The 14,254-nt window shown below is 55.6% G+C and carries 14 protein-coding genes; 8 read left to right on the plus strand and 6 right to left on the minus strand.

All coding sequences use genetic code 11. The features are described 5' to 3' along the window. The first annotated feature begins 23 nt into the window (after window positions 1-23). A complete protein-coding gene (locus M3A44_01325) occupies window positions 24-1,262 on the plus strand; it encodes a malate dehydrogenase (GenBank protein MEQ6340311.1) in 1,239 nt (412 codons plus the stop codon). Between the two features lie 166 nt (window positions 1,263-1,428). On the opposite strand, the gene M3A44_01330 is transcribed toward M3A44_01325, so the two are convergent. Together M3A44_01330 and M3A44_01335 are read right to left on the minus strand one after the other, a co-directional pair. Continuing rightward, window positions 1,429-2,790 (minus strand): Fic family protein, encoded by a 1,362-nt coding sequence (locus M3A44_01330; GenBank protein ID MEQ6340312.1) that lies wholly within the window; start codon window positions 2,788-2,790, stop codon window positions 1,429-1,431. A 257-nt stretch (window positions 2,791-3,047) separates the two neighbouring features. Beyond that, window positions 3,048-3,758, minus strand: coding sequence for a glutathione S-transferase family protein (locus M3A44_01335; protein ID MEQ6340313.1), 711 nt, complete (start codon window positions 3,756-3,758; stop codon window positions 3,048-3,050). Window positions 3,759-3,866: 108 nt separating this feature from the next. Here M3A44_01335 and M3A44_01340 point away from each other — a divergent pair, with 108 nt between their 5' ends. The 6 genes from M3A44_01340 (at window position 3,867) to M3A44_01365 (ending at window position 10,120) form a co-directional block, all read left to right on the plus strand. Further along, window positions 3,867-4,334, plus strand: a complete 468-nt coding sequence (locus M3A44_01340) for a MarR family transcriptional regulator (GenBank protein MEQ6340314.1) — start codon at window positions 3,867-3,869, stop codon at window positions 4,332-4,334. A gap of 84 nt (window positions 4,335-4,418) precedes the next feature. Next, window positions 4,419-5,342 carry a malate dehydrogenase gene (gene mdh, locus M3A44_01345; protein ID MEQ6340315.1) on the plus strand — a complete coding sequence of 308 codons (924 nt, stop codon included), beginning with the start codon at window positions 4,419-4,421 and terminating at the stop codon, window positions 5,340-5,342. Window positions 5,343-5,349: 7 nt separating this feature from the next. Then, window positions 5,350-5,604: a DUF504 domain-containing protein gene (locus M3A44_01350; protein MEQ6340316.1), complete on the plus strand. Its 255-nt coding sequence runs from the start codon at window positions 5,350-5,352 to the stop codon at window positions 5,602-5,604. Between the two features lie 92 nt (window positions 5,605-5,696). Next, window positions 5,697-7,121 carry an MBL fold metallo-hydrolase gene (locus M3A44_01355; protein ID MEQ6340317.1) on the plus strand — a complete coding sequence of 475 codons (1,425 nt, stop codon included), beginning with the start codon at window positions 5,697-5,699 and terminating at the stop codon, window positions 7,119-7,121. 188 nt (window positions 7,122-7,309) lie between these two features. Beyond that, entirely contained in the window at window positions 7,310-8,602 is a 1,293-nt protein-coding gene (locus tag M3A44_01360; GenBank protein ID MEQ6340318.1) for a citrate synthase, read from the plus strand. Window positions 8,603-9,067: 465 nt separating this feature from the next. Next, window positions 9,068-10,120 (plus strand): hypothetical protein, encoded by a 1,053-nt coding sequence (locus M3A44_01365; protein MEQ6340319.1) that lies wholly within the window; start codon window positions 9,068-9,070, stop codon window positions 10,118-10,120. Here M3A44_01365 and M3A44_01370 read toward each other — a convergent pair. Both M3A44_01370 and M3A44_01375 read right to left on the minus strand, forming a co-directional pair. Then, window positions 10,117-11,283 (minus strand): IS4 family transposase, encoded by a 1,167-nt coding sequence (locus M3A44_01370; GenBank protein MEQ6340320.1) that lies wholly within the window; start codon window positions 11,281-11,283, stop codon window positions 10,117-10,119. The genes M3A44_01365 and M3A44_01370 overlap by 4 nt on opposite strands. Before the next feature lie 430 nt (window positions 11,284-11,713). Further along, window positions 11,714-12,763, minus strand: coding sequence for an IS110 family transposase (locus tag M3A44_01375; GenBank protein MEQ6340321.1), 1,050 nt, complete (start codon window positions 12,761-12,763; stop codon window positions 11,714-11,716). Between the two features lie 105 nt (window positions 12,764-12,868). Here M3A44_01375 and M3A44_01380 point away from each other — a divergent pair, with 105 nt between their 5' ends. Further along, entirely contained in the window at window positions 12,869-13,093 is a 225-nt protein-coding gene (locus tag M3A44_01380) for a PEP-CTERM sorting domain-containing protein (GenBank protein ID MEQ6340322.1), read from the plus strand. A 22-nt stretch (window positions 13,094-13,115) separates the two neighbouring features. Here M3A44_01380 and M3A44_01385 read toward each other — a convergent pair whose 3' ends face one another. Further along, window positions 13,116-13,358, minus strand: a complete 243-nt coding sequence (locus M3A44_01385; protein ID MEQ6340323.1) for a DUF86 domain-containing protein — start codon at window positions 13,356-13,358, stop codon at window positions 13,116-13,118. A gap of 256 nt (window positions 13,359-13,614) precedes the next feature. Continuing rightward, a complete protein-coding gene (locus M3A44_01390; protein ID MEQ6340324.1) occupies window positions 13,615-13,905 on the minus strand; it encodes a nucleotidyltransferase domain-containing protein in 291 nt (96 codons plus the stop codon). Window positions 13,906-14,254: the final 349 nt, after the last annotated feature.

The raw sequence follows: 14,254 nt of genomic DNA on the forward strand, positions 1-14,254 counted from the left end.
CCTGATCAACCCGGACCTTAACCATGACCCAAGACATTAGACAAGCCGCCCTCGACTATCACGAGCACCCCACGCCGGGAAAGCTTGGTATCAGCATCACCAAACCCTGCGACACCCAACGCGAGCTGGCCTTGGCCTATACACCCGGTGTGGCCGAGCCGGTGCGCGAGATCGCCAAAGACCCCGAGGCCGCCTACCGCTACACGGCAAAGGGCAATCTGGTGGCGGTGATTACCGATGGCACGGCGGTGCTGGGCCTGGGCGATGTTGGCGCGCTGGCGGGAAAACCCGTGATGGAAGGTAAGGCGGTGCTGTTTAAGAAATTCGCTAACATCGACGTTTTCGATATTGAAGTCACCGCCGGTTCCACCCAGGCCTTCATCGACACCGTGGCGCACATCTCGCCAACGTTTGGCGGCATCAATCTGGAAGATATCGCCGCACCGCATTGCTTCGAAATAGAAGAGGCGCTCATCGAGCGCCTCGACATACCGGTGTTTCACGACGACCAGCACGGCACCGCCATCATCGTTGCCGCCGGTCTGCTCAACGCCCTGGAGCTGCAAGGCAAATCTATCGGCGAGGCGCGCATCGTATGCCTGGGCGCGGGCGCCGCAGGCATCGCCTCAATGCGCCTGCTGGTAGCGCTGGGCGCGAAAAAGCACAACATTTTCCTTACTGACCGCCAGGGTGTCATACACAGCGGCCGCGCCGACCTCAACACCTACAAGCGCGAGTTCGCCATCGACACCGATAAACGCACCCTGGCCGACGCCATGCAGGATGCGGACGTGCTGATCGGCGTATCCGGCCCCGACCTGGTGACACCCGAAATGCTGGAAGTCATGGCGCCTCGCCCCATCGTCTTCGCCCTGTCCAATCCCGACCCCGAAATCCGCCCTGCCGTGGCTCACGCGGTGCGCAGCGACCTTATCATGGCCACCGGGCGTAGCGATTACCCCAACCAGGTCAACAACGTGCTGGGCTTCCCGTTCATCTTCCGCGGTGCCCTCGACGTGCGCGCCACCCGCATCAATCAGGCCATGCAAATCGCCGCCGTGCATGCCCTGCAGGCACTGGCCCACGAACCGGTGCCCCGCGATGTGCTCGACGCCTACAAACTGGACCACTTGGAATTCGGCCCGGATTACATCATCCCCAAGCCGTTCGACCTGCGGCTGATCGACCGCGTACCCGCCGCCGTGGCGCGGGCGGCGGTGGAATCGGGGGTAGCGCGGCAGAAATATCCTGATATTAGTTGAATGGCGGAAATCAAGCTCATAGGGCGTAAAGCCTGCGGGCATTGAGCCCTATGAGTTCTGTATGGGGGCAGGTTGGCCATGGGCTGGGACCTATCGCCGCAATGCGCCCTTCAGCGAGATCGTGGACAGGTGCTCAGGGCAGGTCTTCGTAGAAGAAAGGGTATTGTTAGAGCTTATTTTCTATTAGCCTAGCCTTTAAATCTGGTGGGGAGACAAATACGAAGGAATTTCCATATTTCCTCTTCCTCAGCAAACTTAATTGATCAGACATTTTCAACAAATCTGTTCTAGCGGTTTGATAACTAATTGCATGCGAAGCCTGATGCTCTTGTATGCGGTAAATAGCATTTGGATGCTCCAGAGCATGCTTCAATAATGACAATTGCCGATGATTTAACTGACCCTTGGCCTGCGAGTTATCAAGCAACTTCTCAGCTTCTTCAATTTCTTGTGATTTTATTTCCAGATATTCATGTAGTGCGGTAACCCCTTTTTTAATTATGTCCATTTGATGAATAAGAAAATAGGTTAAGTCATTACCGTCAGTTTCCGTATGTAAATATGCTTTTCCATATTGGGCAGGGTTCTGTTTAATGATTCTGGATATAGAAATAAATTCCATCAGCCAGTAGCCTTGCTTTGCCATTGCCCAGTAAAACAATGCCCTGGCTGTTCTCCCATTACCGTCAACAAAAGGATGATCGTAACCGATCATAAAATGTAAGGTTATCGCCTTTATAACCGGATGAATAAACTCTTTTTCTTCCGAATCGTTAGCAAACCTGCATATTTTTTCAATGCGCTCAGGAAGAGTATCCGCATCCGGTGGTATATGGAGAACAACTGATTCACTACCGTCCACGACCTGGATATCGTCCGTATTTTCTCTAAAATGTCCGGCTTTGGAAGGATCATCAAGAGTATTTTGGGTGAGAATTTCATGGAGGCGCTTGATTAGGGATGGCGTCAGCTCGTCGTCTTTATAACCTCTTATAAACTTCATAGCCTGATGATTGTTAAAAATCATCTGTTCACTATGGTCTTTAGGCTGCCGCCCCTGCCTTAGCATCTCCTTGGCAACATTTCTTGTCGTTGAAGCCCCCTCAAGCTGGCTAGAGCTTATAGATTCCTCGATAAGGGAGCTAACGAGGTACGTGTCTCTAGTATGAGGGTTCGTGATAGGCCGATCCATCGTAATACTTCCAGCCGCATTCTGATCCAACCAATGCAACTCCCTTTGCAAAGTGTCCGGGACGCAAAAATTAAAGGGACTCCCATTTTTATCTGTGATGGATAATTTTTTAAACGCCTTTTGCCGTGCCAGCTTGGTAGCAAACCAGTACTCCTCGCTGGACAACCCTTCAGGAGGCGCAAGATGTTTTAGTTTTTCCCAATGAAGATATCTGCCTTTGTTGTCGGTAAGTCCAATATTAGAAGTCAGAATTTGCGCCAGCTTTTTATGGCCTTGCTCTTTTGTAAGGTTATCGAGTATTTCAGAAGTAGAGGGTGGTGGTTCAGGTATTTTCACAGCGATTGCCCCATATACTAATTTTTATGAAATTAGTATATGGCATAAGAGCAAATAGGGCTACTAACTATCCATAAATTAGTAGCCCTATTTGCTCTTGCGAATTATCAGTACTTATATCACTCGCCGGACAAGATTGTTTCCACCGGGGGAAACGCCGCCTGTGTTTCTGGCGCAGGCCCTGAATGCGGTTCGCTCAGTCAGAACGCCGGCGTAAAACCTGCGGAAGTATCAATGTCACATTCGGCGCAATATGGCTATCGCTTATTGCGAGCGCTAAATAGCAGATCATCACCCCCGCCCATGGCAATCATCCCGGACAACTCAGACACTAGCGCCTTCAGAAAAGCCAATAATCGAGCTGAATAGTCAGGGAGAACCGCCTCCTTGACAGATGATCGAGCGGCAAGAGCGGAACGCCACGCCCGTGCTTTTGGGGTGTTATCAAATACGCCGAAATCAGCAATGGTATCGAACACGTCGAAGTAGCGAAAAATCGGGCCGAATACCACGTCGACCATCGAGAAGCGCTCACCGGCAAAGTAAGGCTCCTCCTTGAGTTGCTGCTCGATGGTTTCGAATTTCGCCTGGAGGTCTGCGCGTTTGATCTCAAGCACCTTGGCATCCGGGGCAGTGTAAAAGCCCCAAATGGTATCGAGAATCGCGGAGCCAAATTCCATCCACGCGCGATGCTTGGCTCGCTGCAAGGGGTCACCGGGATGCAGCGGCTCGCCAAGAGTCTCATCAAGATACTCGCAGATGGCGGCGGACTCGAAGAGCACCTCCTCGCCGACTTGCAATAGCGGCACCTTCCCCAAGGGCGAAATCTTCTTGAACCACTCGGGGCTGTTTTTGAGGTCGATATAAGTTCGCTCAAAGGGTGCGCCCTTTTCGTTGAGTACGATAACAGCGCGTTGCACATAGGGGCAGAGGTTATGACTTATTAAGTGCAGTGTTGCTTTATTCATGGCATCTCCTTTTGGGTCGGTAGGCTTCCCGAAATAGAAGTAGTTGCAACTGCAGCAATAATGTAAATTGATTGAGTTTGCAACTACTATTGAAGTACGATACTCAAAATGCGAAAACCAAAGTCAACAACTTCAAACACTACATGGGCGCTGTTTCTAACAACCCATGCCGTGCTGCTTGAGAAAATCGAGGCCACGCTCAAGGCGGCCGAGTTGCCGCCCCTCGACTGGTATGACGTACTTTGGGCGCTTGAGCGCGCGCCTCAGCACCGTTTGCGAATGCACGAGCTCGCCCATTCGGTTGTCCTCTCCCGGAGCAACCTGACGCGATTAGTTGACCGTCTTGGGGCTGCGGGACTCGTGGAGCGGCAATCTGCGACAGATGACAAACGGGGCGCTTATGGCGTGCTCACGCCGGCAGGATTGGCGATGAGAGAAAGGATGTGGCCGGTCTATCAGGACTGCATAATGGATCTTTTCAACCAGCACCTCTCCAAGGACGAGCAGGCCATAATGAATGGGGCATTGCGCCGGATACTGGATGCGGCAAGGGGTAGCGCTCCCGAAGGGATCTGAGACTCTGCAGCCACGCCTTTACAATCCCACGTTCCCGCCTCATGATTAAGGTTGCGCAGGTCCATCTTCGTGGGGGAAAGGGATATGGAGAAGATCACTATCGTCGGCCCCGGCCGGGTGGGCGAATCAGCCGCACAGATCCTCGCCAAAGAGGAGCTGTGCCGGGAACTGGTGTTGCTTGGCCGTCAGGAAGGCGTGGCGCGGGGTATTGCACTGGACATCCAGGAATCCGCGCCGCTGTTCGGTTTTGATACCCGGGTGACGGGTGGGGCCGATCCAGCCCTGATGGCAGGTTCAGATCTGGTAATCATCACCGCCGGCGCTCCCCGCAAGCCAGGCATGTCGCGCGCCGATCTGCGCGATGCCAACCTGCCCGTCATCACCACGATAGTCGATCAAGTTATGCGCTATGCTCCCCAAGCCATGATACTGATCGTGAGCAATCCGGTGGATGTGCTCACGTATCACGCCTGGCGTCATACCGGCTGGGCGCGGCAGCGGGTATTCGGCCTGTCGGGTGTGCTTGACAGCGCGCGCATGGCGAGCTTCATCGCCCTGGAGACTGGGTTCTCTGTCAAGGACATCACGGCGCTGGTGATCGGTGGACATGGCGACACGATGGTGCCGCTGCCGCGTTATACCTGCATCAACGGCATTCCTGTCACACACTTTCTGTCTCCCGACGCCATTGTGCGCTTGTCCGAACACACCCGTCAGGGTGGTGCCGAGATTCTAGCCCTGAAAGAGAACAGCAGCGCCTATGATTCTCCGGCGGCAGCCATCGCCACCATGGTCGATGCGCTGGTTCACCGGCGGCGGCGCGTGCTGCCGTGCGTTGCCATATTGGATGGCGAGTATAGCCAGCACGACATCGCCTTCGGCGTGCCTGCTATCCTTGGCGGTGCGGGCCTGGAAAGGGTGGTGGAACTGCCGCTGACCGAGGAAGAGCAGGAGGCAGTGCGGCGCTCGGCAGAGCAGGTGCGGGCGGGGATCGGAGCAACAGGCTAGAAAGACGATGATCCCTATCCACGAGCTTATTAGCAAAATCCGCTGGGACGAGGAATTCGGCAAGGGCGATTTTGCGATTGGTTACTACGACCGGATGCTGGACAAGATCCTTATCGTGCCATTCCATGAGATCTTCTTTGATCCCGCTGACCATTTTTCCTTTCAGCTTGTAACCGAAGACGGCGACACGCACAGGATTCCGTTGCACCGAGTCAAGGAAGTATACAAGGACGGCACGCTGATCTGGCACAGAGAACATTGAGCCACCGAAATGCTGGACTTGTCATTCGTTCAGCCCAACCTGTCACGCTGATCGGCGCGAGGATGGGTAAATTAAAAAAGCGGGGATAACAAATGGGGAACGTTGAAAAATCGACCATGGAAATTCAATTTCTTGGTGCGGCGCGCGAAGTCACCGGATCATGCTATCTGATCCGCGCAGGACGTCATCGCATTCTGGTGGACTGCGGACTGATTCAAGGATCAAAGACGGACGAGGCGCGCAACCAACTGCCGTTCGAGTTTGATCCGGCAAAAATTGACGCAGTGGTGTTAACGCATGCACACCTGGATCACTCCGGGCGGTTGCCGCTGCTGGTCAAGAATGGCTTCCGCGGCACCATCTACACACACCGCGCCACTCGCGACCTGTGCCGCATCATGCTCAAGGACGCGGCGTATCTCAACGAAAAAGACATCGAATGGCAAAATCGCAAACGCCAGCGCAAGCACCTGCCGCTGGTCGAGCCCTTGTATACCATGGATGACGTGGAGAATACATTGCGTCATTTTAAGGCGCTGGATTATGGCGTTACCATCCCGCTGCTCCCCGGCATTTCCATCCGGTTGGCCGATGCTGGCCACATCCTGGGCTCTGCGATAGTGGAGCTGTGGCTGGAGATGGAGGGTGCGCGCCGCAAGATCGTGTTCAGCGGTGACCTCGGGCATCGCGACGCCCCCATCCTGCAAGACCCCCAACCGGTACGCGAAGCAGACCTGGTGGTGATGGAAAGCACCTACGGCGACCGTCTGCACCGTTCCTGGGAACAAACCTGGGATGAGCTGCGCGATGTGCTCATGCACGCCAAGCACAACCAGGGCAACGTGCTGATCCCCGCCTTCGCTGTGGGACGCACTCAAGAATTGCTCTACGAATTCGGCCGTCATTATGCCGAATGGGGGCTGGACGATTGGCTGATCTTTCTGGACAGCCCGATGGCCATCGAGACGACCGAGGTTTATGCACGCCACACTGGCCTGTATGACACAGAAGCCGCCGCAGAGCAGCGTGCGCATGGCAATCCCTTCACGATGCTGCCCAACCTACACATCAGCCGTACCGCCAACCAGTCCATGGCCATCAACCGCATCAATGCCGGAGCCATCATCATCGCGGGCAGCGGCATGTGTGACGGCGGGCGCATCCGCCATCACCTGAAACACAACCTATGGCGCAGCGGATGCCATGTGGTGATCGTAGGCTTTCAGGCGAGCGGCACGCCAGGCCGCGCGCTGGTGGATGGCGCGCAATACCTGCGCATGGCAGGCGAGACAATACGGGTGGCGGCACAGATACACACTATCGGCGGCCTGTCCGCCCATGCTGATGCTGCCGGCCTGATCGACTGGTACCATCACTTCGAAGGACGTCCCGCCATCGCCTTGGTGCATGGCGAGCCACAAGCGATGGACCCGCTGGCGGAGCGGCTGCGCGATGCAGGCGCAGCGCACGTCCATACCCCCGAGCGCGGAGCGCGGCTGGATTTAATAGAAATGTAGGGCGGGTTGTAACCCGCCAAGCGTGCAAAGCACTCAACCTGTTCTTGAATGAATGGACGAATGCCTGACGGCATGCCCGGCGGGTTACAACCCGTCCTACATTTCTCTTTACGCCGGGACTAAGAAGCGCGACGATTTAACCGATAACATAGAAAGAACACCACGACCAAACCAACGGAGGTGCAGCCATGAAAGACACTGTCACGATCACGGATAATGCCACTGGCAAGAGCGTCGAGCTGCCCGTCCGGCGCGGCACGCTCGGACCTCCCGCCATCGACATCGGCGTGTTGCAGCGTGAGTTGGGATACGTCACATACGACCCCGGTTTTCTCGCCACCGCCAGTTGCCACAGCGCGATAACCTATATCGACGGCGAGCAGGGTGTACTGCTTTACCGGGGCTATCCCATCGAACAGCTTGCGGCAAAAAGCAGTTTTCTCGAAGTTGCCCATCTGCTGATCTATGGCGAATTGCCGAGCCAGACGCAACTCGGCGAGTTCACCAACATCATCCGCCGCCACACCATGTTTAATGAAAGCCTGAAGACTTTTTACAACGGCTTTCATCACGACGCCCATCCGATGGCGATCATGGTCGGCGTGGTCGGCTCATTGTCGGCGTTTTATCACGACTCGACGGACATCCATAATCCACACCATCGCGACATTGCCGCGCACCGGCTGATCGCCAAGATGCCGACCATCGCCGCCGCCAGTTACAAGCATTCAATTGGCGAGCCGTTCATGTATCCGCGCAACAACATGAACTATTGCGGCAATCTTTTGCACATGATGTTTTCGGTGCCCGCCGAGGACTATCAAGTCGATCCACTCGCGGAAAAAGCGCTGGACCTGATTTTCATCCTGCATGCGGATCATGAACAGAATGCCAGCACCTCCACCGTGCGTCTGGCGGGCAGTTCCAGTGCCGATCCGTTCGCCTGCATCTCTGCCGGCATCGCCTCGCTGTGGGGTCCGGCACATGGCGGGGCCAACGAAGAGGTGCTGCATATGCTGGCGGAGATCGGTGACAGCAACAACATTCCCAAATACATCGCCCGCGCCAAGGACAAGAACGACCCGTTCCGTCTGATGGGCTTCGGCCACCGCGTATACAAGAATCATGACCCGCGCGCCCGCCTCATTCGCGCCATGTGCCACGAGGTACTCAACAAACTGGGCAATCAAAACGATCCGCTGTTCGAGCTGGCACTGAAACTCGAAGAAGTCGCCCTCAAGGATGATTACTTCATCGAGCGCAAACTCTATCCGAACGTGGATTTCTATTCGGGGATCATCTATAAAGCACTCGGCATCCCCACCAACATGTTCACCGTAATGTTCGCCATTGCCCGTACTGTGGGCTGGGTAGCACAATGGATGGAAATGATCGCCGACCCGGATCAGCGCATTGGCCGGCCACGGCAGGTCTATGACGGGGCGGGACGGCGGGATTATGTGGAGATAAAGGACAGGTAGCGATAATCTCACGGACCTTGATAATTTGTAACTATTCAGTATACCCCTGACATCGAGCTCCCCCCTTTGAAAAGGGGGGCAGGGGGGATTTCCTCCCAACAATGGCAATAATGTCAGGGGGTTATGGATGCCGGATGAATAAAATCCCCCTTGATCCCCCTTTTTCAAAGGGGGAGACCAATGATGCTGAATAGTTACTTTTTGTCTTGACTTTTTTTGCGGACGGTGCATGATAAATATCATTGCGCCATAATCCCACAAGAAGGAAATGGGCATGCACTGGGGGTCTGAATATCTTGCCTTCCCTTCCGGAAGCTCCCGGCTTCGCGCCGGAGTCTGCTTCTGGGCGCCTGTGCGCGACCCCTCGTTTCGCTACAACTATCCTTGCACCATGGGCAGACTTCACTGCCCCGAGAACCTGTTCATGTAACCCCAACCCATTAGCCAATCAGGGAAGATAGAGCAATGAAAAAGAATGCCCGTAGCGCCCAGATCTCCGTCCGCTCACCGCGCCACATCAACGCCATCCTCAAACCCCTCACCGTCGCGCTGATCGCCATCGGCTGCATCAGCCCGGCCTTGGCCGTCAACCAAACCTGGTTCGGCGGCACCGGCGACTGGGGTGACAGCAACAAGTGGTCGCCAGCAGGGGTGCCCGGCGCGGGTGATCTGGCCATCATCAATGCTGGAACCTCGACGCTCTCTTTTGCTGCGGTGGTCAATGGGCTTGCGCTTGGTGGCGGCACGCTGACGGGCACCGGTAATCTGACGTTATCCGGTGGCTCCATCTGGACGGCTGGTACGCAGGGCGGCACCGGCACCACCCAGTTCAACGGCAATCTCAACATCAGTGGTGACAACAACAAGTTCATCGGCGGTGGCCGGGTGATTAACACGGCCGGTACCACCACCTGGGACGGCAACACGGGCGGTAACAATAACTACAACCGTATTCTCAACAGCGGCAGCGGCGGCACGATCAATAACACCGGCACCTGGAACGACTCCAATGCCTTCGCTACCTATATCGACGGCGGCATCGCCTTCAACAATGTCGGCACCTACAACAAGCAGGGCAACACCGTCACCACCCTCGCTGGCGCTTTTAACAATAGCGCGACCAGCACCGTCAATGTCAATGCCGGTACGCTCAGCATCGCCAGCAACTTCGCCAACGCCGGCATAATCAACGTCGACGCGGGCGCCATCTTCCAGGTGAGCGCTACGAACTTTGCCAACACAGCGACCGGCGTGATCGGCGGTAACGGTACGGTGGCGACCCCGACGTCCGGCCTGAGCAACAGCGGTGACATCGACCCTGGCAACTCCATTGGACATCTCACCATTGACGGCGATCTGAGGCAGACTTCGACCGGCGTGCTGAACTTCGAACTGACCAGCCTGACCAGCTTCGATCTGCTGACGATAACAGACGATGTGACCTTGGGCGGTGAAATCGCGGTGTGGAACCTGGGCTACACGCCGATCATCGGCGATCAGAAGTGTCCGGTAATTTAATTGAATAGATTCAATTGGTTATTGTCTTTCTGCATGCTCATTTGCGTCTCCGCATTTTTAAGTAATTGATCGAGTGGCGTTTTCTCGAAAAGAGTCAGGCTCAAAATCTGTAGGATTGTGTAAAGCGAAGCCTCGGTATTGAGCCGCTTTTTCACGATGGCGACCACGACGTAAACCGCGATGGCGATCCATATTTGCGTCTTGACTGCATTCTCGGTGGTGCCATAGAACCGCTTGATTCGAAGATGCTGTTTGATCCACTTGAAGAATAGCTCGACCTGCCAGCGGCAACGATAAAGCTGAGCGATGGTCAGCGCAGGCAGGTCGAAGTTGTTGGTCAGAAAGACCAGAAACCTGTCGTGTTCGGCATCGTAGAACTTGATGCGTCGCAGGTGCTGCGGGTAATCCTTGCTGGCCTTGCGAGCAGTCAATGCAATGGTCTGGTCGCAGCGCAGTCCAGTGGACTTGTCCACGGTGCGAGAGTAGACGCGACGAAAGAGCAGATTGGATTTGCCACGGATGACAAAGAACGCCTGTGCTTGATGCAGGGTGAACCAGCGAGCGAAGTCGGTGAAGCCACGATCCATGATGTAAAAGCTGCCGGCTTCGGGTATCAGGATATCGAGCACATTGACCTCGTGCATCTTGCCATCGCTGATGTGGATGAAGGTTGGAATGTTGCCGCGCAGGTCGAGCAGCGTATGCATCTTGACGGCAGCTTTGGTGGAGCGGAAGCGTGCCCACGGAAAGACGCTCAAGCACAGGTCGATGGTCGTGGTATCGAGTGCGTAGACCGTCTGTTCCAGTTCGACCGCAAAGCTGTCGCTGGCGTAAAGCTTTCTGGCGGTCTGGATTAAGCTCATCGCGAAATCCGCGTAGATGCGACGGTCGCGTTGCTCGTTGGCATCGGCCAGCGTGCTCTTGGCGATGTTGCCTCGTATGCCCAAGTGATAGAGCTTGGCTTGGTGGGCGCGCAGACAGGTTTCGATGTCGCGCAGGCTTTCGCGGTAAGTCAGCTGCGCGAACGCCATGCAGAGAAATTGATCGAGATGCGAAAAAGTCTTGGTGGGATATTTGGAAGGGTAGCGCTGCACGCAGCGACGGAATGTGTGAAGGGGCAAATGCTCCATGAGTTGTGCGAACACCAACTGGCCTGAATACATGACGGAAACTCCTGGGGGGAAAGCCCCAGTTTCCCAAAAAATTCACGTTCAAGTCGGTGACACCCCTAAACACACACTTTCCTATTCAACATCATCATGTTATATAGCCGTCTTTGCGAAATTGCCGGACACTTCTGATCGGCGATATCTATGGACTCCACCCGTTTTGCAAGGGGAAGATTGAAATTTTGCTCTCAGGATAAGGATTGCGTGTATCTATCCGGCCTCAGTGTGAGCCATTAATCGGCTCGGGCCATAATGCAATACGCACGTCGGGTTCCAAATAGCGTCTCGGCCTTGCTGGCCATACGCCGTTGCGGAGTGTCCCGTCGTCGGTCTTACCTGTTGGGCATCGTTCGTTTCTTCACCTTCGCAATCGTGGCAGGTCTTGCTGCTTCGTTTACTAAAAAAACTTAACGGCTTGGCAATATCAGCTGATCGCCACAGTGGGTTGCGGGTTCCACTGCGCCTCATAACGGCGGCCATGCGCAAGCATGGCCCAGGCTACTCGCGCCAGTTTATTCGCCAAGGCTACGGCGGCGACATTAAAACCCTTGGTTGCCTTGAGCTTCAAGGCCCAGAGCAGCAAACGGTCCTGCTTGCCCTCGGCACAGCGTAGCGCACTGCGCGCCCCGTGGATCAGCAAGGTGCGCAGGTAGCGGTCTCCACGCTTGGAGATGCCGAATAGCTGTTGTTTGCCGCCGCTGGAATGCTCGTGTGGCGTGAGACCCAGATTTGCCGCAAAGTTACGCCCTGCCGGGAAATGATGCGGGTCACCCACAGCCGCGACAAAGGCGGTGGCGGTGAGCGGGCCAACACCCGGCAGCCCCATCAATCGCGCGGCCTGAGCGTCTTGGCGTGCCAGCCGCTGGATGCGCTCGTCGTAGTGCTCGATCCGTTTATCCAGCGCCGTCAACTGTTCCTGCAGGTCGGCAAATGTCTCCAGGGCGCTGGGGGAGAGTCCGTTATGTTCTCCGCCGAGCACGCGGGGTAACGCCTTGCGCAACGCCGTAGCCCCTTGGGAGAAACTCATACCGTATTCGCCCAGCAGACTGCGTGCCTGCAACATCAGTGCTGTGCGGTTTTCCACCAGGCGCTGACGAACCCGGTGCAGCATCTGCACATCCTGCTGCGCCTCGGTGTTGGTCGGCACATACAGGGTCTCGGGTTCGGCCCTCAGCTCGCAAATCGCCTTCGCATCGCGATAATCATTCTTGTTGCCGACCACCCGTCGGCTCACGCGCTGGCCGGCAATAAGCCGTACTTCATGCCCCAGTTTACTGATTTCTCGCGCCCAGTAATGCGCACTGGCACAGGCCTCAATCCCGACCTTCGCGGCAGGCAGATTGGCAAAAAATGTCAGCACCTGGTCCCGCGACATCTTTCGTTTCAATACCTCATTGCCACGCTCATCCCGGCCCACGGCGTAAAACACGTTCTTGGCAATATCCAAACCAATTACTGTTGCGTTATGCTTCATGTCGGACTCCTCCTTTTTCGTTTGGCCGGTGACCTAACTCACCCGCTTGGCACACTATGATGCCGTTTGAAGAAGGGTGGAGTCCATTTCATTAGCTTTAAGGTGATGACCTTTGACGATCGGGCGGGAACGACCTTCAGCGGCCTCAGCGTCAATGGTTTCGGTGCGGGCGTGGCCTTCAATGTGCTCTACAACCCCCATGACGTGACGTTGCAGGTGGCGGCGGTGCCAGAGGCGGAAACCTGGGTGATGATGCTGGCTGGACTGGGTTTGGTGGGCTTTGTGGCGCGGCGGCGTAACACGCTGGCTGGTCAGGGATGTGCCGCCTAACGATCATAATCCTTAACCCGGCCTACGGGGTTGCCTCCTCCAGCATGGCACGGATACACTTTTCAAGCGGCTGGAGATGCTGTTTGATCACTGCGGCAACCGTCAACGGATCAATATCGCCCAGATAGTTATGCACGAGGATATTGCGAAAGCCGCTGATTTCGCGCCAGGAGATGGCCGGAAAGACGGCCTTTTTCTCCTCCGGCAGCAGTTGCGTGGCCTCGGAGAGTGTCTGCAGGTTACGCAAGGCGGCATCGTACAGCACATCATCCTGGGTAAGATCGCCGCGCGCCTGGCAGCCTGTCTGACTTAGGGGATCGTAGCGAGAAAGTGGGAGGGCGAGGACAGTTTTCCGCTATTTTGAAGAGAATAGCTGGCACTATTTAACGAAAAATAGCGGAAAAATGGACCGCTCTCCCGCTTTCGCAGTAGATTCGACCTAAGTCAGACAGGCTGCTAGATGCGTCGAATCTTCGCAATGGCGTCAAGGATATGCAGCGCATAGGGCTGCCAGGGCTTGCTCATAACTCCACCGCCTCCTTCAGAACCTGCTCACGGATATGGCGGTTGAGTTCATGTTCCGGCACCAGCTCCACCCGGCGATGGAGCAAATCCGCCAGCCGTTCTGTCAGCGGCAGGCGTTGGGTGAAGATATCGTAACCGCAGGGAAAATCCACCAGAAAATCCACATCGCTATCAGGCCGCTCCTCGCGCCGTGCGACAGAACCAAACACGCGGATGCGCCGGGCGCCATATTGACCGCCCAAGGCCGCGATGACCTCTTTCTTGTCATGCAATTCATCCAGCAACATAAGTAACCCCATCACGTTTTTGGTAAGAATCGTAGGGTGCGTCCCACGCACCAATGATTGTGGTGCGTGGGACGCACCCTACATAATTATTGGCGTTTTGAAATGGAATTCGAATAACCCCATCACGTTTTTGGTAAGAGGCGGCAACATCCACCCGCCAGCCCCCGCCTTCTTGCCCAACCCCGTTGCTTGCGCCGTGCAACCAATAGTCAAACCCATGTTTTTTCAACGATAGCATATTACATTGGCACGTTTCATCCTAAAAGCGGCGATTCACCGCAGAGAGCGCAGAGAATGCAGAGGAAAAACAGGACTTTGACAAGGTGTGCCGGGTCACCCGCTGGGTGGG

Source organism: Gammaproteobacteria bacterium (genome assembly GCA_040183005.1).
In the GTDB taxonomy this organism is placed as follows: domain Bacteria; phylum Pseudomonadota; class Gammaproteobacteria.

What these genes read in the sequence shown, in the direction of transcription:
- M3A44_01380 (MEQ6340322.1), top strand. Translation starts at nt 12,869, where the DNA reads ATGACCTTTGACGATCGGGCGGGAACGACCTTCAGCGGCCTCAGCGTC.
- M3A44_01340 (MEQ6340314.1), top strand. Translation starts at nt 3,867, where the DNA reads ATGCGAAAACCAAAGTCAACAACTTCAAACACTACATGGGCGCTGTTT.
- M3A44_01325 (MEQ6340311.1), top strand. Translation starts at nt 24, where the DNA reads ATGACCCAAGACATTAGACAAGCCGCCCTCGACTATCACGAGCACCCC.
- M3A44_01375 (MEQ6340321.1), bottom strand. Translation starts at nt 12,763, where the DNA reads ATGAAGCATAACGCAACAGTAATTGGTTTGGATATTGCCAAGAACGTG.
- mdh (MEQ6340315.1), top strand. Translation starts at nt 4,419, where the DNA reads ATGGAGAAGATCACTATCGTCGGCCCCGGCCGGGTGGGCGAATCAGCC.
- M3A44_01360 (MEQ6340318.1), top strand. Translation starts at nt 7,310, where the DNA reads ATGAAAGACACTGTCACGATCACGGATAATGCCACTGGCAAGAGCGTC.
- M3A44_01370 (MEQ6340320.1), bottom strand. Translation starts at nt 11,283, where the DNA reads ATGTATTCAGGCCAGTTGGTGTTCGCACAACTCATGGAGCATTTGCCC.
- M3A44_01365 (MEQ6340319.1), top strand. Translation starts at nt 9,068, where the DNA reads ATGAAAAAGAATGCCCGTAGCGCCCAGATCTCCGTCCGCTCACCGCGC.
- M3A44_01390 (MEQ6340324.1), bottom strand. Translation starts at nt 13,905, where the DNA reads ATGTTGCTGGATGAATTGCATGACAAGAAAGAGGTCATCGCGGCCTTG.
- M3A44_01350 (MEQ6340316.1), top strand. Translation starts at nt 5,350, where the DNA reads ATGATCCCTATCCACGAGCTTATTAGCAAAATCCGCTGGGACGAGGAA.
- M3A44_01355 (MEQ6340317.1), top strand. Translation starts at nt 5,697, where the DNA reads ATGGGGAACGTTGAAAAATCGACCATGGAAATTCAATTTCTTGGTGCG.
- M3A44_01335 (MEQ6340313.1), bottom strand. Translation starts at nt 3,758, where the DNA reads ATGAATAAAGCAACACTGCACTTAATAAGTCATAACCTCTGCCCCTAT.